The sequence below is a fragment of the Bradyrhizobium sp. SZCCT0231 genome (genome assembly GCF_018130245.1).
Taxonomy (GTDB): domain Bacteria; phylum Pseudomonadota; class Alphaproteobacteria; order Rhizobiales; family Xanthobacteraceae; genus Bradyrhizobium; species Bradyrhizobium japonicum_F.
In genome coordinates this window covers 329344-350266 of sequence record NZ_JAFCKP010000001.1, presented here as the reverse complement: position 1 = coordinate 350266, position 20923 = coordinate 329344, and the positions used below count along the sequence as shown (strand labels likewise).

Annotated in this window: 17 protein-coding genes; 8 read left to right on the top strand and 9 right to left on the bottom strand. The window is 65.3% G+C overall.

What is annotated here, in order from left to right; genetic code table 11:
* Positions 1 to 21 precede the first annotated feature (21 nt).
* The 7 genes from JQ566_RS01610 (at position 22) to JQ566_RS01580 (ending at position 8343) form a co-directional block, all read left to right on the top strand.
* Positions 22 to 1827 (top strand): gamma-glutamyltransferase family protein, encoded by a 1806-nt coding sequence (locus tag JQ566_RS01610; RefSeq protein ID WP_212368726.1) that lies wholly within the window; start codon positions 22 to 24, stop codon positions 1825 to 1827.
* A 9-nt stretch (positions 1828 to 1836) separates the two neighbouring features.
* Entirely contained in the window at positions 1837 to 2547 is a 711-nt protein-coding gene (locus tag JQ566_RS01605) for a DUF1028 domain-containing protein (protein ID WP_212368723.1), read from the top strand.
* Positions 2544 to 3533, top strand: coding sequence for an ABC transporter ATP-binding protein (locus JQ566_RS01600; RefSeq protein ID WP_212368720.1), 990 nt, complete (start codon positions 2544 to 2546; stop codon positions 3531 to 3533). The genes JQ566_RS01605 and JQ566_RS01600 overlap by 4 nt, the downstream gene beginning before the upstream one ends.
* Positions 3534 to 3708: 175 nt before the next feature.
* Complete coding sequence (locus JQ566_RS01595; RefSeq protein ID WP_212368717.1) at positions 3709 to 4794, top strand: ABC transporter ATP-binding protein; 1086 nt, start codon at positions 3709 to 3711, stop codon at positions 4792 to 4794.
* 43 nt (positions 4795 to 4837) lie between these two features.
* Positions 4838 to 6349, top strand: a complete 1512-nt coding sequence (locus JQ566_RS01590; RefSeq protein WP_212368713.1) for an ABC transporter substrate-binding protein — start codon at positions 4838 to 4840, stop codon at positions 6347 to 6349.
* 157 nt (positions 6350 to 6506) lie between these two features.
* Entirely contained in the window at positions 6507 to 7448 is a 942-nt protein-coding gene (locus JQ566_RS01585) for an ABC transporter permease (RefSeq protein WP_212368710.1), read from the top strand.
* Between the two features lie 4 nt (positions 7449 to 7452).
* On the top strand, positions 7453 to 8343 hold the full coding sequence (locus JQ566_RS01580; protein WP_212368708.1) for an ABC transporter permease: 891 nt from the start codon (positions 7453 to 7455) through the stop codon (positions 8341 to 8343).
* 208 nt (positions 8344 to 8551) lie between these two features.
* Here the strand turns inward: JQ566_RS01580 and cnbZ are convergent, their stop codons facing one another.
* From cnbZ to JQ566_RS01535, 9 genes are all read right to left on the bottom strand, one after another.
* Positions 8552 to 9298, bottom strand: coding sequence for a 2-amino-5-chloromuconate deaminase CnbZ (gene cnbZ / locus JQ566_RS01575; RefSeq protein ID WP_212368680.1), 747 nt, complete (start codon positions 9296 to 9298; stop codon positions 8552 to 8554).
* A gap of 9 nt (positions 9299 to 9307) precedes the next feature.
* On the bottom strand, positions 9308 to 10558 hold the full coding sequence (locus tag JQ566_RS01570; RefSeq protein WP_212368677.1) for an adenylate/guanylate cyclase domain-containing protein: 1251 nt from the start codon (positions 10556 to 10558) through the stop codon (positions 9308 to 9310).
* Positions 10555 to 10944, bottom strand: coding sequence for a response regulator (locus JQ566_RS01565; RefSeq protein WP_212368674.1), 390 nt, complete (start codon positions 10942 to 10944; stop codon positions 10555 to 10557). Before JQ566_RS01565 ends, JQ566_RS01570 begins: the two co-directional genes overlap by 4 nt.
* Positions 10941 to 12986 (bottom strand): sensor histidine kinase, encoded by a 2046-nt coding sequence (locus JQ566_RS01560; protein WP_212368671.1) that lies wholly within the window; start codon positions 12984 to 12986, stop codon positions 10941 to 10943. The genes JQ566_RS01565 and JQ566_RS01560 overlap by 4 nt, the downstream gene beginning before the upstream one ends.
* A 130-nt stretch (positions 12987 to 13116) precedes the next feature.
* Positions 13117 to 16212: a MexW/MexI family multidrug efflux RND transporter permease subunit gene (locus JQ566_RS01555; RefSeq protein WP_212368669.1), complete on the bottom strand. Its 3096-nt coding sequence runs from the start codon at positions 16210 to 16212 to the stop codon at positions 13117 to 13119.
* Positions 16213 to 16281: 69 nt separating this feature from the next.
* A complete protein-coding gene (locus tag JQ566_RS01550; RefSeq protein WP_212368667.1) occupies positions 16282 to 17475 on the bottom strand; it encodes an efflux RND transporter periplasmic adaptor subunit in 1194 nt (397 codons plus the stop codon).
* A 1-nt stretch (position 17476) separates the two neighbouring features.
* Positions 17477 to 18178 carry a TetR/AcrR family transcriptional regulator gene (locus tag JQ566_RS01545; protein ID WP_212368664.1) on the bottom strand — a complete coding sequence of 234 codons (702 nt, stop codon included), beginning with the start codon at positions 18176 to 18178 and terminating at the stop codon, positions 17477 to 17479.
* Between the two features lie 137 nt (positions 18179 to 18315).
* On the bottom strand, positions 18316 to 18906 hold the full coding sequence (locus JQ566_RS01540) for a thiamine pyrophosphate-dependent enzyme (RefSeq protein ID WP_212368661.1): 591 nt from the start codon (positions 18904 to 18906) through the stop codon (positions 18316 to 18318).
* Positions 18903 to 19445 carry a phosphonopyruvate decarboxylase gene (locus JQ566_RS01535; RefSeq protein WP_212368659.1) on the bottom strand — a complete coding sequence of 181 codons (543 nt, stop codon included), beginning with the start codon at positions 19443 to 19445 and terminating at the stop codon, positions 18903 to 18905. Before JQ566_RS01535 ends, JQ566_RS01540 begins: the two co-directional genes overlap by 4 nt.
* 105 nt (positions 19446 to 19550) lie before the next feature.
* Here JQ566_RS01535 and JQ566_RS01530 point away from each other — a divergent pair, with 105 nt between their 5' ends.
* On the top strand, positions 19551 to 20783 hold the full coding sequence (locus JQ566_RS01530) for a cytochrome P450 (RefSeq protein WP_212368657.1): 1233 nt from the start codon (positions 19551 to 19553) through the stop codon (positions 20781 to 20783).
* Positions 20784 to 20923: the final 140 nt, after the last annotated feature.

The following is a 20923-nucleotide window of genomic DNA, read 5'->3' as shown; positions in this document are numbered from 1 at the left end:
GAAATAAGGTGGTGAAGTCCCATGGGCAGCAAAATCAATCCCGATCCGTTCACGACGAGGCCCGAGATCGAGGGCACGTTCGGGGTCGTCGCCACCACGCACTGGATCGCAACTGCCGTCGGCATGGGCATTTTGGAAAAGGGCGGCAATGCCTTCGATGCCGGCGTCGCCACCGCCTTCACGCTCCAGGTGGTCGAGCCGCATCTGAACGGCCCCGGCGGCGATGTCCCTGTTATCGTGCATGACGTCAAACGCGGCCGCACCGAGGTGATTTGTGGCCAGGGCCCGGCGCCGGCGCGGGCCACCATCGCGCATTACAAGAGCGAAGGCCTCGACATGGTGCCGGGCACCGGCCTGCTCGCCGCCTGCGTCCCCGGCACGTTCGAATCCTGGATGATGCTGCTACGCGACTACGGCACGATGCGCGTGCGCGACGTGCTGGAGCCCGCGATCTCCTACGCAAGCGACGGCTATCCTCTGGTCGAGCGCGCCTGCGCCACGATCCAGACCGTCGAGCAGCTGTTCCGCAAGCACTGGCCGACCTCGGCCGCGGTCTATCTTCCGAATGGCGAGGTGCCGAAGCCCGGCACGCTCTTCACCAACAAGACGCTGGCCGCGACCTACGCCCGGATCCTGAGCGAGGCGGAAAGCGGTGGTGGTGGCCGCGATGCCGAAATCGAGCGCGCGCGAAAAGCCTGGTCGCAAGGTTTTGTCGCCGAAGCCATCGACAAGTTCTGCCGCACCCAGGAGGTGATGGACGTCAGCGGCTCGCCGCATCGCGGCGTGCTCTCCGCCGACGACATGGCGCGCTGGCAGCCGACCATCGAAGCGCCGCTCACCTATGATTACGGTCGCTACACCGTCTGCAAGGCCGGCGTCTGGAGTCAGGGCCCGGTGACGCTGCAGCAGCTCGCGCTGCTGAAGGGTTTTGCGCTCGACGGGCTCGATCCGACCGGCCCGGAGTTCATCCACCTCCAGATCGAATGTGCCAAGCTTGCCTTCGCCGACCGCGAAAAATTCTACGGCGATCCCAAGTTCACGGAGATCCCGATCGGAACGCTGCTGTCGGACGCTTACAACGACGAACGCCGCAAGCTCGTCACCGACAAGGCCTCGCTCGATTTCATTCCCGGTTCGGTCGAGGGCTTTGGCGGCGTGGTCAAGCTGCGCCGCGCGGAAGGCCAGCGCGAGGCGGTCGGCGCGCTCGGTGCCGGCGAGCCGACAGTGGGGCGCTTCGGCGAGGTGCGCGGCGATACCGTGCATTTCGACATCATCGACAAGGCGGGCAACATGGTGTCCTCGACGCCGTCGGGCGGCTGGCTGCAATCCTCGCCGATCATTCCCGAGCTCGGCTTTTGCCTGGGCAGCCGCGCCCAGATGTTCTGGCTGGAGGAAGGCCATCCGGCCGCGCTCGCGCCGGGCAAGCGGCCGCGCACCACGCTGTCGCCGAGCATGGCGCTGCGCGACGGCGAGCCTTACCTCGCCTGGGGCTCGCCGGGCGGCGACCAGCAGGATCAGTGGATCACGCAGTTCTTCCTGCGCCACGTCCACTGCAATCTCAACCTCCAGGAGGCGATCGACGCGCCGGCCTGGCACTCCGAGCACTTCCCAATCTCGTTCTGGCCGCGCACCGCGCGCCCCGGCGTGCTCGTGGTCGAGAACCGCGTGCCCAAGGCGACGATCGAGAATTTGCGCGAGCGCGGGCATATCGTCGAGGTCGGCCCCGACTGGTCGGAAGGCCGCCTTACCGCGGCCTCACGCGTAGGTCGGCGCCGCCGCGCCGCCGCCAATCCGCGCGGCATGCAGGGCTACGCCGCGGGACGCTGAAGGCAGCACATGACCTGGTCGATCATCGCGCGCGATCCTGCCACCAGCCAGTTCGGCATCGCGGTCGCGACCCGCTTCTTCGCCGTCGGCGCGTGTGTGCCCTACATCGCGGCCGGCCTCGGCGCCATCGCGACCCAGGCTTTCGTCAATCCCTATTACGGCATCGACGGCGTCAAGCTGCTGCGCGAGGGCCTCAACGCCCACGACGTGCTCGCCACGCTGCTGGCGGCCGATGACGGCCGCGAGAGCCGCCAGATCCACATCATGGACGGCAGCGGCGAGATCGCGGCGCATACCGGGCGCGACTGCGTCGATTGGTGCGGCCACGTCGCAGGCAGCGGCTTCTCGATCGCCGGCAACATGCTCACTGGGGCCGACGTGCTCGACGAGACGGCCAAGACCTACATCGCCAATGACAGCCAGCCCTTCCCGCGCCGCCTGCTTGCGGCGATGCGCGCAGGCGAAGCCGCCGGCGGCGACAAGCGCGGCAAGCAGTCGGCCGCGCTGCTGATCCACGGCGAAGAGGAATGGCCGGCGCTCGACATCCGCGCCGACGACCATCCCGATCCGATCAGTGAGCTCGAACGGCTCGAGCGCGTCAGCCACGAGCTCTGGGTGCACTTCCGCTCTTCCATGCCGACGCGGCAGAACCCGGCCGGCAACACCGATCGCAGCGTCATCGACGCCAGCATCGCTGCGGCGCGCGTGAGAGAATCATGAGCGCCAGCCCCCTCATCGAGATCAAAGATCTGCGTATCCGCTTCCATGGCGACGACGGCCGCGTCACCCACGCGGTCGACAGCGTCGATCTCAGCGTCGCCAATGGCGCGACGCTCGGCCTCGTCGGCGAATCCGGCTGCGGCAAGAGCGTGACGTCGCTGGCGATCATGGGCCTGCTGCCAAAGCAGAGCGCCGAGATTACTGGCGCGATCCGCTTCGATGGTTTTGATCTGCTGACGACGCCGGACCAGACCCTGCGCGATCTGCGCGGCAACCGGCTGGCGATGATCTTCCAGGAGCCGATGACCTCGCTCAACCCGAGTTTTACGATCGGCGACCAGATCATCGAAACCATTTTGCGCCACCGCGGCGGTTCGCGGAAGAGCGCGCGGGACCGCGCGATCGACCTCCTGCGCCGCGTCCACATTCCCTCGCCCGAGCGGCGCATCGACGAATACCCGCACAAGCTCTCCGGCGGCATGCGCCAGCGCGTCATGATCGCCATGGCACTCGCCTGTGACCCGCGCCTCCTGATCGCGGACGAGCCGACCACCGCACTCGACGTCACCCTGCAGGCCCAGATCCTTGAGCTGATGCGCGAGCTGAAGGCCGCGAGCGGCGCCGCGATCATCCTGATCACCCACGATCTCGGCGTCGTCGCCGAGGTCTGCGACGAGGTCGCGGTGATGTATGCCGGCGAGATCGTCGAACGCGCGCCGGTGGATGAGCTCTTCTCCGCGCCGCAGCATCCCTACACGGTGGGCCTGCTTGGCTCGATCCCACGGCTCGACCACCGTGCCGAGCAGCTCGCCACCATCGAGGGCATGGTCCCGAACATGGCACAGCCGCCCGCTGGCTGCCGCTTCGCCGCGCGTTGTCCCTTCGCGCTCGACGCCTGCACCAGGGCGCCACCGCCGCTTCTTGAGGTCAGCCCCGGCCACCTCTCGCGCTGCATCCGCGCGCCACTCGAACTGTTGGTGTCGTGATGGCGTTGCTATCTCCCCTCGTGCCCCGGGCGCAGCGCAGCACAAGCGCAGCGCGGTGGTGCGCTGCTGAACCGGGGCCCATGTGGCAACAGACTGGGTCCCGGTTCAGCGTCACAACCCTTCGTGTTGCGCCGCGCCCGGGACACGAGACCTGTATCCGCGAGGAGCAGACACGATGACCACGCTCCTCGAAGTCAACGGCCTGGTCAAGCACTTCGTCGCTGAGCGCTCGCTGCTCGGGCGGGCGCTGGCGCATGTCAAGGCGGTCGATGGCGTGTCCTTCTCGCTGGAAGCCGGCAAGACGCTGGCGCTCGTCGGCGAATCCGGCTGCGGCAAGTCCACCGTCAGCCGTCTGGTGCTGCGGCTGATCGAGCCGGATGCAGGGACAGTTCGTTTCGACGGCCGCGATCTGCTCTCGCTCGACGCCAACGCGCTTCGCGCCTTCCGCCGCGAGGCGCAGATCATCTTCCAGGATCCCTACGCCTCGCTCAATCCGCGCATGACGGTTGGCCAGATCCTGACCGAGCCACTGGCCCTGCACGATCTGGTGCCGCCGGCGCGGCGGACCGAGCGCGTCGCCGAGCTGCTGCGGCTGGTCGGGCTGGAGCCGCGCCTCTCCCGCCGCTATCCGCACGAATTCTCCGGCGGCCAGCGCCAGCGCATCGCCATTGCCCGCGCGCTCGCGGTCGAGCCGAAACTGATCATCTGCGACGAGCCGGTCTCGGCGCTCGATGTCTCGATCCGCTCGCAGATCCTCAATCTCCTGCGCGAGCTCCAGGACCGGCTCGGCCTCGCCTACATCTTCGTCTCGCATGACCTCGCCGTGGTCAAGCACATCGCCGACCATGTCGCGGTGATGAATCTCGGCCAGATCGTCGAGACCGCCGAGGCGGATGCGCTGTTCGCCGCGCCGCGCCATCCCTATAGCCGCGCGCTGCTGTCCGCGATCCCTGTGCCCAAACCGCAGGCAAAGCGCAGCCGGATTGTGCTGCAGGGCGAGATTCCCAGCGCGCTCAATCCGCCGCCGGGATGCCGCTTTCACACCCGCTGCCCCTATGTGATCGAGCGTTGCCGCAGAGAAATGCCGCAGCTCATGCCGGATGGCACCGGACATGCAACGGCCTGCCACCGAACGTCGGACGTGCCGTCCTCGGCGGCGATCGTCCCGATGGATGGCGGCTTCTCGCCGGTCCTGGAAAAATTGGTCGCCGCCTTCAGCGGCGGCTCGGAAGCAGCACGCAGCGGCGGGGTTAGTTCGTAGTGGACGACGAGACCCGGCAGCCATAGAACTGAGGTTGAGAGCGATGAGCTTCATGCGTTTGACAATCCTGGCGTCGGCCTTGCTGACGTCGCTCGCGGGCACCGCCCAGGCCCAGACCACCCTTCGCATCGGCATCGCCGAAGACCCCGACATTCTCGATCCCAGTGTCGGCCGCACCTATGTCGGCCGCATCGTGTTCTCCGCCTTCTGCGACAAGCTGTTCGACATCGACGAGAAGCTCAACATCGTGCCGCAGCTCGCGCTGTCCCATGAGACCTCGGCCGACGGCAAGGAGATGACGATCAAGCTCCGGCCGGGCGTCAAATTCCACGACGGCGAGCCGCTGGATGCGGAGGCTGCAAAATTCTCGCTCGAGCGTCACATGACGCTGCCGACCTCGTTCCGCAAGTCCGAGCTTGCCAGCGTCGATCATGTCGAGGTGGTCGATCCCCTCACCATCAAGCTGGTGCTGAAGACGCCCTACTCGCCCCTGATCGCCCAGCTCACCGACCGCTCCGGCATGATGGTCTCGCCCAAAGCGGCAAAGGAAGCCGGCGACAAGTTCGGCCTGCATCCGGTCTGCGCCGGCCCCTACAAGTTCGTCGAGCGCGTCCAGCAGGACCGCATGGTGTTCGAGAAATTTGCCGATTACTGGAACAAGGACAACATCCATATCGACCGCGTCGTGTTCCAGCCGATCGTCGACGCCACCGTGCGCCTCGCCAATCTGAAATCCGGCGCGCTCGACCTGATCGAACGCGTGCTCGCCACCGACATCAAGGACGTGCGCGCCGATTCCCGGCTCGTGCTGTCGACCGCACCCGAGCTCGGATATTACGGCCTCACCGTCAACGTCGGCAACGACAAGAACAAGGGGCCACTGAGCCAGTCGGCCAAGGTCCGCCAGGCGCTCAGCCTGTCGATCGACCGCGAAGCCCTCAATCAGGTGGTCTTCAACGGCGAGTTCACGCCCGGCAACCAATGGGTCAGCCCGACGCATCCATATTACCAGAAGGCATTTCCGGTCCGCGGCCGCGACATCGCGAAAGCGAAGGCGCTGTTGAAGGAAGCTGGCGTCACCGCGCCGGTGACGGTGGACTACATGATCCCCAAGGGCGCCGAGAACGAGGCCGTCGCCCAGGTCGTTCAGTCGATGGCGGCGGAAGCCGGCTTCGACATCAAGATCCGTGCCGTCGAGTTCGCGACCACGTTCAAGCAGGCGCAGGCTGGCGAGTTCCAGGTGTTCCAGATCAACTGGAGCGGCCGCATCGATCCCGACGGCAATTCCTACATCTTCATGCGCAGCAAGGCGCCGCAGAACGACGGCGGCTATTCCAACCCCGAGGCCGACAAGCTGATGGAAGAGGGCCGAGCCACCTCCAACGTCGAGGAGCGCAAGGCGATCTACGCAAAGCTGGCCAAGATCCTGCTCGACGATTTGCCGATCATCTACATCTATCACCGCACGCTGCTGATCGCGCACACCAAGAAGCTCGATGGCTACCGGCAGATGCCCGACGGCCTCGTGCGCGTGGTCGGGTTGAAGTTCAAGTGATGGAGCTGACGATGCGCTTGTGTCCCGGACGCGGCGCAGCGCACAAGCGCTGCACCGCTGAGCCGGGACCCACGGCAACAGCGAACCGCGGCCGCTGGGTCCCGGTTCAGCTGCGCAACATTGCAAGTTGCGCAGCGCTCGAGACACGTGTGGCATCATGCTGAACTTCCTCGCCCGCCGGATCGCGCAGATCGTGCCGACGCTGTTCTTCGTGTCGGTACTGATCTTCTCGCTGCAGCAATTGCTGCCGGGCGATCCCGCCCTGGTGATGGCCGGCGAGGAGCGTGATCCCGCCGTGATCGAGCAGATCCGCCAGCAATACAAGCTAGATCAGCCGATTCCCGTGCAATTCGTCTATTGGCTCAAGGGCGTTCTGTCGGGCGATTTCGGCGAATCCCTGCGCAACAAGATGCCGGTGCGCGAGCTTATCGCGCAGAAGCTGCCGGTCACGCTCCAGCTCGGCTCGATGGCGATCCTGATCGCGTTCTGTATCGGCATCCCCGCCGGCATCGTCTCCGCCGTCAAGAAGGGCACGGCCTGGGACTACGGCGCCAATCTGTTCGCGCTGTGGGGCATCTCGACGCCGAACTTCTGGCTCGGAATCCTCTTGATCTTCCTGTTCTCGATCGAGCTCGGCTGGCTGCCGGCCTCGGGCTACGTCCCGCTCAGCGAGAACTGGCGCGCAAGTCTCGCCGCCACCATCATGCCGGCCTTCGTGCTCGGCAACGCGATTTCCGCGATCCTGATGCGGCATACCCGCAGCGCCATGCTCCAGGTGCTGGAAAGCGACTATGTCCGCACCGCGCGCGCCAAGGGCCTGTCGGAGCGGTCCGTCATCCTCAAGCACGCGATGCGCAATGCGCTGACGCCCGTGATCACGCTCGGTGCGCTCGAGCTCGGTACGCTCTTGTCGGGCGCCGTGCTGACGGAGCAGATCTTCTCCATTCCCGGCTTCGGCAAGCTGATCGTCGACGCCGTGTTCAACCGTGACTACGCCGTGGTCCAGGGCGTGGTGCTGGTGACCGCCACGGTCTACATCACGCTGAACCTCGTTGCCGATGTCGCCTATGTCCTCGTCAATCCGCGGCTGCGGGGCTAGCGCCATGACCGACGCCGCGTTGCCCGCCGCCCCCGCTACCACGCAAGCCTACGAGCTCGACAGCCCGGCGCGCCGCGCAAGGCGGCGGCTGTTCAAGCGCAAGGCGGCGGTGTTCGGGCTCGTCGTGATCACAGCCTTCATCCTTCTTGCGGCCCTTGCGCCGCTGGTCGTGCCCTATGATCCCATCGCCACGAGCTGGAGCCTGGTACGCAAGCCGCCGACTGCGGCGCACTGGTTCGGCACCGACGAGCTCGGCCGCGACATCCTGAGCCGCGTCGTCTACGGCGCGCGCGCCTCCCTGCTCGCAGGTCTGATCTCGGTCGCGATCGCGCTCGGCATCGGTGTGCCGCTCGGCCTGCTCGCCGGCTATCGCGGCGGCTTCACCGACGCGCTGATCAGCCGCATCACCGATGCGATGCTGGCCTGCCCGTTCCTGATCCTGGCGATCGCACTCGCCGCGTTCCTCGGTCCCAGTCTCGGCAATGCCATGATCGCGATCGGCATCTCGGCGACCCCGATCTTCATCCGCCTGACCCGCGGCCAGGTGCTTGTCGTCAAGGCCGAAGACTATGTCGAGGCCGCGCGTGCGCTCGGCAACCCGCCGTGGCGGATCGCGTTCTCGCATATCCTGCCGAACATCCTGCCGTCGCTGCTGGTGCAGGCGACGCTCTCGATCGCCGCCGCCATCATCGCCGAAGCGGCATTGTCGTTCCTGGGCCTCGGCCAGCAGCCGCCCGCGCCATCCTGGGGCAGCATGCTCAATGCCGCGCAACGCTTCCTGACCCAGGCGCCCTGGATGGCGGTCTGGCCAGGCCTTGCAATCTTCCTCGTCGTTCTGTCGCTGAACCTGCTCGGCGACGGCCTGCGCGACGCGCTCGACCCAAGGCAGCGTTGAAGCGGAGGCGTCCGCTTTTGACCTCGCCCCGCTTGCGGGGAGAGGTCGGAATTCAAGCGCAGCTTGAATTCCGGGTGAGGGGGACTCTCCGCGAATCCAACTCTCACCGCCCCTGTGGAGACTCCCCCTCACCCCAACCCTCTCCCCGCAAGCGGGGCGAGGGAGCGCACCTCCGTTGCCGCGACGGCTTCGCCACTGATGCGCCCCCTTAGATCACCACCTCCCGCATCACGCGGCGGCAATCCATTTCGTATTCGAGATCGACCACCGGCGGCCGGGCGAAATGCCAGGTCAGGCCGGAGCGCAGCGCGCCGCGGCGGACCAGCTCGTCAACCAGCGCATGGTGGAAGTCGTGCACGGAATAGGCCTGCACGCCGGTCGTGTCCTTCCAACCGAAGCCGAAGGCCGCCATCCGGTTTTCCATCTGCGACGTGGTGGTGAAGCGCACCTTCTCGCGCAGCCCCTCGGGGCTGAGGTCGCGGTAGCGCACCGTGCGCTCGACATAAGTACCGCTGCCCTCGCGTGCCTCGGCGCCGCCTGCAATGACGAAGCTGGGCGCGTTTGATTGCGTCGGGCGCGTGAAGGAGAATGCGTAGAACGACGGCTCGGACGGCGGATCGATCTCCGGACAGACATTGCTGCGCGCCACCGGATTGGTGGTGCCGTCGAAGATGCCCCATTCGGACAGCGTCTTCACATAGTGCAGGTTGAACGCGCGAAAGCCCTCCTCGCTGAAGGCCGCCGGCGAGCGCAGCTCGCAGGCACAGAATGCCGCCAGCGGACGCCCCGCCTCCTGGATGAACTTTGCGGCCAGCGCAAATCCCTCCGCGAGCGGCACCAGGCGGTCGAAGCGGACGCGCTCGATCTCGTAGCCCTCATCCGCGGCCGCTCCGGCCGAATACTGGAACACGGACGGAATGAAACGGTAGTTACCGGCGGAGAATTCGCGCGTCATGACGGACTCCTATTCCAATTGCATGCGAGTGCCCTTGGCGCCGTTGAGCAGGCGCTTCAGGTGAAAACCGGCCAGGGGATCGTCGGCGTGCATGCCGACCAGCGCGGCAAAAGCCGGCATGGCCGCGGCATCGCCGGCCTCCATTTTGGCAAAAGCTTCGGCATATTGCGCCGTCGCCGGGGCTTCGAACTTCGCCTGGGGCAGCGGTTCGAACGCGCGCAGCGGCTCGCTGCGGCCGCGCAGCATCAGGTCGCCCACGGGACGACCATGGAAGTTCGCAGCCCCCTTGGCCACGCTGGCACTGACGCAGATCCGCGTTCCCAGATGCTTGTTGGCGGCCTCCAGCCGCGCCGCAATATTGATGGTGTCGCCATAGGCCGTGTAGTCGAAGAAACGGTTGCCGCCGAAATTGCCGACCAGCGCCGGACCAGCATGGGCACCGATGCGGGTGGTCCCGAAATTCACACCTCTCGCCTTCCACCGCGCCGAAAAGTCCTCCGCCCAGGCGTCGAGAGCATGGGCACAGGCGACCGCACGCGTCGCATAGTCCGGCTGATCCCCGGGTGCGTTGAAAAGCACCTGGATCGCATCGCCGATGATCTTGGCGACCGTCCCCTCATGAGCGAACACGATCTCGGTCATGCCGCCGACATATTCGTTGAGGAGCTCGCCCAGCGTCTGCGGCGCCGCGGTCTCAACCAGCGAGGTGAAGCCGGTGATGTCAGTGAAGAGGGTGGCGACATCGCGCCACTGCACCTCCATGCCGTCGCCGTCGACATCCGCCGCCAGGCGTCTTGCGATCTCCGGCGAGAAGAAGCGCGACAGCGAGGCATGGGCACGCTCGGCTTCCATCTGGCGCCGCCGCACGTCGCGCAGCATCTCCACATGGCGGATGGTCTTCTCGATCGTGGCTTCCAGATCGGCGAAGTCGATCGGCTTGGTCAGGAAGTCGAACGCGCCGCGGTTCATGGCGATGCGGATGTTGCTCATGTCGCCATAGGCCGAGACGATGATGGTCGACTTCTTGTCTTCGGCCTCCTGGAGCTTCGCCAGCAGCGACAGCCCGTCCATCCGCGGCATGTTGATGTCGGAGACCACCATGTCGACATGCGGATTCTGCTCGAGCGATTGCAGCGCCTCCAGGCCGTCGCGCGCGAAGATGAGCGCGAGCTGCCCCTCGCGGATCTGCCTGCGGAATTTCTGCAGGATCAGCGCCTCGAGGTCCGGCTCGTCGTCGACGAAGAGGATGGTCGAAGTCATGCGGCTTGCTCGAGCCTCGTGTCGATCTCCTGCCGCAGCAGCGCGAAGTCGATCGGCTTGGTGAGAAGCCCGACCGCGCCGCGCTCGATCGCCTTTCGGCGCGTCTCGGCGTCGCCATAGGCGGTGATCATGATGACGGGAACGTCCGGATGCGCGGCACGCACCTTCGGCAACATGTCGAGGCCGCTCATGCCGGGCATGTTGATGTCGGACAGGATCAGGATCAGCGAGGGATCGCGAATGTCGGCGGCACGCTTGAGCGCCTCGGGCGCCGAGGACGCAAATTCCATCTGAAAGCGGCCGGCGCGCAGGTCGCGCCGGAACTGCTGCCGAAACAGTGCCTCGACGTCGGGCTCGTCATCGACGACCAGGATGTAGACGTTCAAGACTTTCCTCCGGAAGTGTCGCCCGCTGCCATCGTCCGTGGCAGGATGATGATGAATTCGGTGAATACACCGGATGTGGTGTTCACGTCGATCGTGCCGCCGTGTTGTTTCACCACGATGTCGTGGCTCATTGAAAGGCCGAGCCCCGTGCCTTCGCCGGCCGGCTTGGTGGTGAAGAAGGGATTGAACATCTTCTTCTTCACCTCGGCTGGAATCCCGGTGCCGTTGTCGCGGATCCGGATCTCGACCCTGTCGCCAAGGCTCTTCGTTGCAGCGCGCAAGGTGGGCTCGAACGCGTCGCCGGCGCTCTCCTTGCGCTTGGCCGCGGCATAGAAGCCGTTCGAGATCAGGTTGAGGAAGACGCGCGTGATCTCCTGCGGATAGATGTCGACCATGCCGGCAGCGGGATCGAACGCGCGCTGGAGCGTGACGTTGAAGGCCGGCCTCTCGGCGCGCGCGCCGTGATAGGCCAGATTGAGGCTTTCCTCCACGACGGCATTGATGTCGACGGCGCGATGTTCGCCGGAGCCTTCGCGCGAATGCAGCAACATGTTCCGGACGATGGAATCGGCGCGTTTGCCGTGCTGCACCACCTTCTCGAGATTGCCCCTGAGCATGCCGGTCAGCTCGTCAACCTCCTCCTTCGCCTTGCCGTCGAGCGCGGCCGATTGCAGGGTCTCGTTGAGCTCGTCGATCAGCTCCGTCGAGACCGCGGAGAAATTGTTGATGAAATTGAGCGGGTTCTTGATCTCATGGGCAATGCCGGCGGTGAGCTGGCCGAGCGAGGCGAGCTTCTCGGTCTGAATCAAACGGTCCTGCGCGGTGCGCAGCTCGTTGAGCGATTGCCGGAGTTGCGCGGTGCGCTGCTCGACCTTGCTCTCCAGGTCGGCATAGGATTCCTGCAAGCGCGCGCCCATGTCGTTGAACTGATCCGCGAGTCCTTCGAGCTCGTCGCCGGTCTTGATCGAGATGCGCTGGGAGAAATCGCCGCCCCCGATCCGTTCGGCTCCGCTGCGCAGCGCCTGGATCGGCCCCACCATGCGGCGCGCGAGAAATATCCCTGCAAGCACCGCGAAGATCGACGCCGCGAGCAGCACGATCGCGAGCCGCTGCAAGGAGGCATAGAGCGCGGCATAGGCTTCCTCGACCGGCAGCTCGACGAACATGGTCCAGTGCAGCGGCTCGATCGGGGCCGATGCGGTCAGCACCTTCTGCCCCTGGATGTTGCGCGCTTCGGAAAGCACGTCAGGCATGGCGCCGCCGGCCTGCGCCGCACGGACCTGCGCGAGGCCGGACATGTCGGTATTGCGCAGGACGAGGCTGATGTCGGGATGCGCGATCAGGCGTCCCCCCGGGCCGACCACGTAGGCATGGCCGTGCTCGCCGACCTTGATCTGGGACACGACGTCCCAGATCAGCTTGAGATTGACTTCCGCAATGCTGACGCCCGCATCCTTGCGCGCGCCCGCCAGCGCCAGCGTCATGTAGGGCTCGGACTCCCGGCGGAAATAGACCGGCCCGTAATAGACCTTGTGCGCGACCGCCTCGGTGAACTTCGGATCGTTCGACAGGTCTATCCCGCTGTCGAGCGCGTCCATCGCCAGCCGCGAGACCTGCAGCCGCTCCTTGCCGGTCGAATCCACCTGGGCGAGCTCGGTGATAGCCGGCACCTGGCGCAGCAGCCGCGACGCGTCGAACCGGCGCTGCTCGATCGAGCCCGCCGACCAGGGCAGCTGCGTGGTCCAGCCGAGCTGGCTCTCGATCTCCTTGACGAACTGGCCGATCTTGGCCGCGGCCGCCTCGGCCTGCTCGTGCTGGACCCGGACCAGCGAGGCCTTGTGCTCGCGATAATAGAAGAAGACTTCGAACAAGCCATTGGCGAGCAGCGCGATGGCGACGACGGCGACGAACAGCGCGACGTACTTGGCGAAGAGCCGGGTCCGGATTCCGCGGCCCGCCGTTCCGCCGGACGCGACCTCGCCTGGGGCCGCGCTCGGCAGCGTCCCGGCTTGAGGCGTGTCGGGGTGGAGGGAAAGGCTCATCCCGCGGAACCTAGCAAGAAGACCGGACCTTGTCTCTCGCAAGCGCGGCGAAGGGCTTGCCCGAGGCACAACGAAAAAGGGCGGCAGCGGGTGACCGCTGCCGCCCTCGGGGCCAGCTTGCCTTGCGGCCTCAGGTCGGCCGCAGCACCTTTGAATCAAGGTCGAGTTCGTTGACCTGCTTGTTCCGCTCGGAATCGGCCACGGCGCGGTGGTCGGTCGCCAGCACCACGTAGACCGCCGGCAGCACGAACAGGGTGAACAGCGTGCCGATCGACATGCCGGCGACGACGACCAGGCCGATCGAGAAGCGGCTGGCCGCGCCCGCGCCGGTCGCGGTCAGGAGCGGGATCAGGCCGGTGACCATCGCTGCCGTCGTCATCAGAATCGGCCGCAGGCGGATGCGGGCCGACATCTCGATGGCCGAGCGGCGGTCGAGCCGCTCGTTGACCTGGAGCTCGTTGGCGAACTCCACCATCAGAATGCCGTGCTTTGTGATCAGGCCGACCAGGGTGAGCAGACCGACCTGGGTGTAGATGTTCATGGTCGCCACGCCGAAGAACAGCGGGATCAGCGCGCCGACGATCGCCATCGGCACCGAGATCATGATGACCAGCGGATCGCGCAAGCTCTCGAACTGCGCAGCCAACACCAGGAAGATGATGATCAGCGCGAAGCCGAAGGTGATCGCGAGCTGATTGCCTTCCTGCACATATTGCCGGCTATCGGCCAGATAGTCGTGACTGAAGCCCTGCGGCAGCTTCTTGGCCTCGCCTTCGAGGAAGTCGACCGCCGCACCGACTGTCACGCCCGGCATCGGCACGGCCGAGAACGTCGCCGAATTGAGCTGATTGTAGTGAGTCAGGGAATTCGGATCGGTCTTGGTCTCGATCGACACCACCGTCGACAGCGGAAGTTGCTGCCCGGTGTTGGTGGTCACGTAGAAGCCACCGAGCGATTCCGGTGAGAGCCGCTTGGCACGAGGCACCTGCGGAATCACCTGGTAGGAGCGGCCCTCGAGATTGAAGCGGTTGATGTAGTTGCCGCCGAGCAGCACCGCGAGCGTGGCGCCGAGGTTCTGCATGTTGACGCCGAGATCCTGCGCTTTGCTGCGGTCGATCGTCACCTTCACGTTCGGCTGGTTATAGGCGAGGTCGCTGTCGGAGACGATGAACATGCCGCTCTTGCGCGCAGCGTCTTTCAGCTTCTCCATCTGCTCATAGACCGTCTGGAAGCCGGCGGTGGAGTTGATCACCATCTGCACCGGCAGGCCGCCCGGCCCGCCCGGCAGCGGCGGCAGGTTGAACGCAAAGGCCTGCACGCCCTCGATCTTGGAGAGCTCGGCCTGCACCAGCGGCTTCAGCTGGATCGACGATCGCTTGCGCTCGTCCCAGGGCTTGAGCAGCATGCCGGCGATGCCGCCCTGTGGGCCGTTGATGCCGTTCAGCACGAAGCGCAGATCGGTCTCGGGGAATTTCTGGAATTCCCTGTCGAGCTTGTCGCCGTAGAAATCGACATAGTCGATGTTGGCGTATTTCGGGGCCTTGGTCACGGCGAACACGATGCCCTGGTCTTCCTCGGGCGCAAGCTCCTTGGAGGTGTGCATATAGAGGAAGCCGACGAGGCCGAGGATCGTCACAGCGAACAGGCCGGTGATGGCTTTGTAGTCCAGCGAGCGGTCGAGCTTGCGCCCGTACCAGCGCGTCATGGCGCCGAACACCCGGTTCACGAGCTTGGCGAACCGGCCTTCTTCGGTGTTCTTCAGCAGCACCGAGCACATCATCGGCGACAGCGTCAGCGCGATCACGCCCGACACGATCACCGAGCCGGCGAGCGTGAAGGCGAATTCGCGGAACAACGAGCCGGTGAGGCCGCCGAGGAAGCCGATCGGCGCGTACACCGCGGCAAGCGTGATCGTCATCGAAATGACCGGACCCACGATCTCGCGCGCGCCTTGCAGCGAGGCCTGGACCGGTGTCTTGCCCTCCTCCAAATGGCGGTGGATGTTCTCCACCACGACGATGGCGTCGTCGACGACGAGGCCGATCGCGAGCACCATCGCGAGCAGGGTCAAAAGGTTGAAGCTGAACCCCAGCGCGAGCATCAGGGTGCAGACGCCGATCATCGACAGCGGGATGGTGACGACGGGAATGATGACCGAACGCAGCGAGGCCAGGAACAGGAAGATCACCACGATCACGATGATCACGGCTTCGCCCAGCGTCTTCTCCACCTCGTCGATCGAGGACTGGATGAACTTGGTCGAATCGTAGGCGACCTTCATCTTCATCGACGGCGGCAGATTGCGCTCCAGCTCGGGGAACAGCGCGCGCACGCCCTTCACCAGGGTCAGCGGGTTGCCTTGCGGCGTCGCGTTTACGCCAATGAAGATCGCATGCTCGCCGTTGAAGGCGACGCTCGCGTCGGTACTTTGCGCGGCAAGCTCGACTGTCGCGATGTCCTCCATCCGCACAAAGCCACCGTCCTTGGCCTTGACGATCATCTTCCTGAACTGGTTGACGTCGGTGAGGCTGGTGTTGGTCGAGATGTTGGAAACGATCAGATAGCCCTTGGTCTGGCCCGCCGCGGACTGGAAGTTGTTGGCGGTGATCGCGGCCGCGACATCGGCCGGCGACACGTTGCGGCCGGCCATCTTCATGGGATCAAGCCACAGTCGCATCGCAAAGGTCTGGCCGCCGAGAATATCGGCGGAGGCGACGCCGTCGACCGTCGACAGCACCGGCTGGACCACGCGCGTCAGGTAGTCGGAGATCGCCGAGCCCGACAGCTCCTCCGAGGAGAAGCCGAGATACATCACGGCCGTGGTCTGGCCCGTGGTCTTGGTGACGATCGGGTCGTTCGATTCCTTCGGGATCAGGTATTTGACCGAGTTCGTCTTCGCCAGCACCTCGGTGAGCGCCTGGTTCGGATCGAAGTTCAGCTTGATGTAGACCTGGATCGTCGAGGTGCCGAGCACCGAGGACGAGGTCATGTAGTCCACGCCTTCGGCGGAGGCGACCGCCTGCTCGATCGGCGTGGTGATGAAGCCCTGGATCAGGTCCGCGGACGCGCCGGGATAGACGGTCGTGATGTTGATGACCGTGTTCGACAGCTTCGGATATTGCCGGATCGGCAGCACCATGGCGGCGCGTAGACCGATCAGCAGGATCAGCAGGCTGACGACGACCGACAGGACCGGACGCTTGATGAAAATATCGGTAAAGGCCATCGCGGCGATCTCGATTTCTTTTGTCTCAAGATGCGTGATCCGGCCGGGCCGGATCACGCGAGGATGTTGTCAGTAGCGCGGGGGCTGCGCCGGGATCTGGGGAGTCGGATCGGTCGAAATCGACACCGGAGCGCCCGATTGCAGCTTCAGCTGGCCGACGGCGACGACCTTGTCGCCCGCCTTCAAGCCCTTGATGATTTCGACACGGCCTTCGACCCGGTTGCCGGTCTGCACGAAGGTGCGCACCGCCGAGAGGCTGGTCTTGCCGTCCGCTTCCTTCTTCTCCGTGATCACGAACACGGAGTCGCCGTACAGCGTGTAGTCGACCGCCGTTTCCGGAACGGTGATCACCGCTGGCTTCTCCGGCAGCACCACCGTGGTGGTCACGAACATGCCGGGTTTGAGGATCTTCTCGGGATTGGCGATCGTGGCCTGCACGCGGATATTGCGGGTGTCGGTCGCGATCTGCGGCTCGATCGTGGTGATCTTGCCCTCGAAGGTGCGGCCCGGATAGGCGTCGACCTTGAGCCGGACAGTCTGGCCGACCTTGAGGCTGCCGGAATCCTTTTCCGTCACCGTGAAGTTGGCCCACAGCTCCGACAGGTCGGTCAATGAGACGATCGCCGTGCCGGCCGTCAGATACTGGCCGAGCTCGACCTTGCGCATGCCGAGATCGCCGGAGAACGGCGCACGCACCAGCTTCTGCGAAATCAGCGCCTCGGTCTTGGCGATGCCCGCCTGTGCCTGGTCGTAAGCGGCCTGCGCCTGGTCGACGGTCGCCTGCGGGCCGAACTGGCGCGAGGCCAGCTGCTTGGCGCGATCGAGCGAGAGCTGCGCGACGGTCGCCTGCGCCTTGTAATTGGCGAGGTCGCCCTGCTCGGGCGTGTCGAACATCTGCACCAGCGGCGTGCCGGCTTCGACACGCGTACCCGGCTCGAACTTGATCTCGGTGACGCGGCCGTTGACGTCGGCGCTGACGTCGACCTGGTGCACGGCGACGAGGCTGCCGACCGCGGTGAGCAGGTTCGGCACCACCTCGGACTTCGCCTCGGCTGCGCTGACGGCCGTCGGCGGCGGCTTGTTGTTGGCGAAGAACTGCTTGATCATCTGGCCGCGGAAGTAATTGAACCAGACGAGGCCACCGACGAGTACGGCCAGCAGCGTGCCGACGATGATGAACCAGCGTACCGGCCGGACCGGACGCTTGGGAGCCTTGTTGTCGATCGGTTCGCCCGAAATCTTGTGTTCGGCTACGATGTTCATGTCATGCACTTTCTGCAATCGCCGCCTTGCCAGCATCCACGGCCTGATTGCGGCCCAGATGCGAAGCAATTGCGGCGTCGTTAAGTCCGATACCCCTCAGGAGAAACTCACAGAGCTGCCGCTCGAGGTCGCCAGCCTTGCCGTAGGCGAGGCAAGGCGTGGCCGGCAGCCTGGTCAGCGCCACGGTCATCACCGTGTGATGCGCAAACCAGAACAGGTTGAGCGGATCTCCGCTGAATGGCCGCGCGTCACCGCTGGCGACCGCTTGCTCGAGCGAGGCGACGAAGACCGCCCCGATCAACTTTTCGATTTTGGCATATAGCAGACGGGCGAATTCGCCATCATCCAAATGACTCGTGGCCATCAGTCGCAGGCGCTGCGCCTCTTCCTGGTCGGGTCCGTCGGCGATGTGGAGGAAGTGCTGGACCATGCCGCGGATCAGCTCGACCAGGGTGGCGGTCGACGGCTCCCGCTCGAGCAGCTCCATCAACGCCGGATCTGCCTCGCATTCGTCGCTGAGGATTTCGGCGTAGAGCGCCGCCTTGGACGGGAAATGCTTGAACAGCAGCGCCTCGGAAATGGCAGCGGCGGCCGCCACGCTCTTCGTCGTGGTGCCGGTATAGCCGTGTCGGGCAAAGCAGCGTTTCGCGGCACCGAGGATCAATTGACGCCTCAGGTCGCTCGTCATACGCAATGAGCTCATGCGGGGTGAGTAAGCACTCACCCACGCAGAAGTCAAGCACTATGTTGCATCGCAACCTGAATGCGTTGCAAATTCAGGGGAAATTCGTCCCGCCACCCGGCCTGCGTGCAAGGTGCCCTTCGAGGAGCAGCACCGGGCTAGATCGGCTGGAAGCCGAGGTCGCCGCGGATCCGGTTGAGGATGTAAGTCCCGTCCCGGCTTGGCAAAATCCGCTCCAGGCTGGCGCTGTCGATCTTCACATTGGCAAAGCGCGGCCCGGCCGAGATGTCGTGGACGGCTTTGGCGAAAGCCTCGACCTCAGCCATGGTGGTGACCGCCCGGCTGTCCGCAATGCCACACGCCTTGGCGACGCCGACGAGGTCGGCGGCGACGGAGGTGTGGCTGGTCTGGCCGCCGGTCTCGCCATAGGCCTCGTTGTCGAGCACGGCGATCGACAGGTTGGAGGGCTTCTGCAGGCCGATGGTGGCAAGGCTGCCGAGGCCCATCAGCATCTCGCCGTCGCCGGTGATGACCAGCACCGGCAATCTTGGCTGCGCCAGCGCGAGACCCAGCCCGATCATCGCGGCGCCACCCATGCCGCCCCAGAGATAGAAGTTGCGGGCATGGTCGCCGGCCGCGCACATGTCGTTGGTGGAGGCACCGAGGCCGCCGATCGCGACCACGTCCTTGCGGTTCGCAAGCAGGGTGGAGACCACCTGCCGGCGGTCGAGGAGATTGGCCTTGCTCATTTGGTGAAAACCTTGGCGCCGATCAGGCGCTGCGACAGGAGGACAGCGGTGGGCGTGAGCGCGTTGTACGCTTGCGATGCAGCGGCTTCGAGCACGGCAGGAACCTCTGCCGCACTGGAGGCGCGCAGCACCTGGACGCCCGAGAGCTCGAACACGCCCTGCGTGGTCGATCCCATCGGCACCTGCCACGGATTGAACTCGCCCCACTCGCCGCGCATGGTCACCAGCGTGAGGAACGGAAAACGGAGGATCGGGATCAGCGACAGCATGTTGATGCAATTGCCGACGCCGCTCGACTGCATCAGCAAGACGCCGCGCTGGCCGCCGGCCCACGCGCCGGCGAGAAGCGCCACGCCCTCCTCCTCCGTCGTCAGCGGAATGCCGCGCATGGTGGAGGAGTCCAGCACGCGCTGGATCAGCTTCGAATGACCGGCGTCAGGCACATACGGCACCTGGCGAACGTCGAAGCGCTGCAATGTCGCGAAAATATCGTCGGGCCAGTTCGGCGCCGTGTCGGCAGCGTCAGCGCGTGCGTGCATTTTCCTGTCCGGTCGGCTAGCAAGGTGCAAAGACTGTAGACGCATGCGTGCGCCGACCAGAACAACAAAAACGGCATAACGGCTTTAACCGGCGAGTATAACGGGATGAACGCAGGTGCGAAGGCGCTGGCGGCAAGCTTCGATCTCGAGAAGCTGACGCCTGAATTCTACGACAACCCCTATCCGACTTATCGTGCGCTGCGGGAGAACGAGCCGGTCAAGCGCCTGCCGAACGGCACCGTGTTCCTGACCCGCTACGACGATCTCGTCACCACCTACAAGAACACGAAATCCTTCAGCTCGGACAAGAAGCGCGAGTTCGCGCCGAAATACGGCGACACCCCGCTCTACGAGCACCACACCACCAGCCTCGTCTTCAACGACCCGCCCTCCCACACCCGCGTGCGCCGCCTGATCATGGGCGCGCTGTCGCCCCGCGCGATCGCCGGGATGGAGAGCGATCTCATCAAGCTTGTCGACGGCCTGCTCGACGCCATCGCTGCCAAGGGCGATTGCGAGCTGATCGAGGACTTTGCCGCTTCCATTCCCATCGAGGTCATCGGCAATCTGCTCGACGTGCCTCACGAGGAACGTACGCCGCTGCGCGACTGGTCGCTGGCGATCCTGGGCGCGCTCGAACCCGTGGTGTCGACGGAAGCCGCCGCGCGCGGCAACAAGGCGGTGACGGACTTCCTCGCTTATCTGGAAACGCTGGTCGCGCGGCGGCGCGCCAAGCCCGGCAATCCCGAGCGCGACGTGCTGACGCGCCTCATCCAAGGAGAAGGCAATGGCGAGGAGAACGGCGAGCGGCTGACCGAGAAGGAGCTGCTGCACAATTGCATCTTCCTGCTCAATGCCGGCCACGAGACCACCACCAACCTGATCGGCAACGGCCTCGTCGCGCTGGACCGTCATCCCGACCAGAAGCAGCGCCTGATCGACCACCCGGACCTGATCAAGACCGCAGTGGAGGAGATGCTGCGCTACGAGAGCTCGAACCAGCTCGGCAACCGCATGACCACCGAGAAGGTCGAGCTCGGCGGCGTCATGCTCGAGGCCGGCACGTCGGTGACGCTCTGCATCGGGGCTGCCAACCGCGACCCCGCGCAGTTTCCGGACCCCGAACGTTTCGACATCGCGCGGACGCCGAACCGGCATCTCGCCTTCGCCACCGGCGCGCATCAATGCGCCGGCATGGCGCTGGCGCGGCTGGAAGGGGCGATTGCGATCTCGCGCTTCCTGGCGCGCTTCCCGGACTATGCCGTGAGCGGGCAGCCGGTGCGGGGCGGACGGGTGCGGTTTCGCGGCTTCTTGAGGGTGCCCTGCACGATCGGCTGACGCCTCCAAACAAAAAAGGCGAAAACAACCCCATGCACAGTAGAGGTCGGGTCGGCGAACGATGCCCTGTGGATCGGCAGAACCATCTGACGTTTCAGGCAGATCGGGCTGCGCCACGCCATCGGCACACGAAGGCTTCC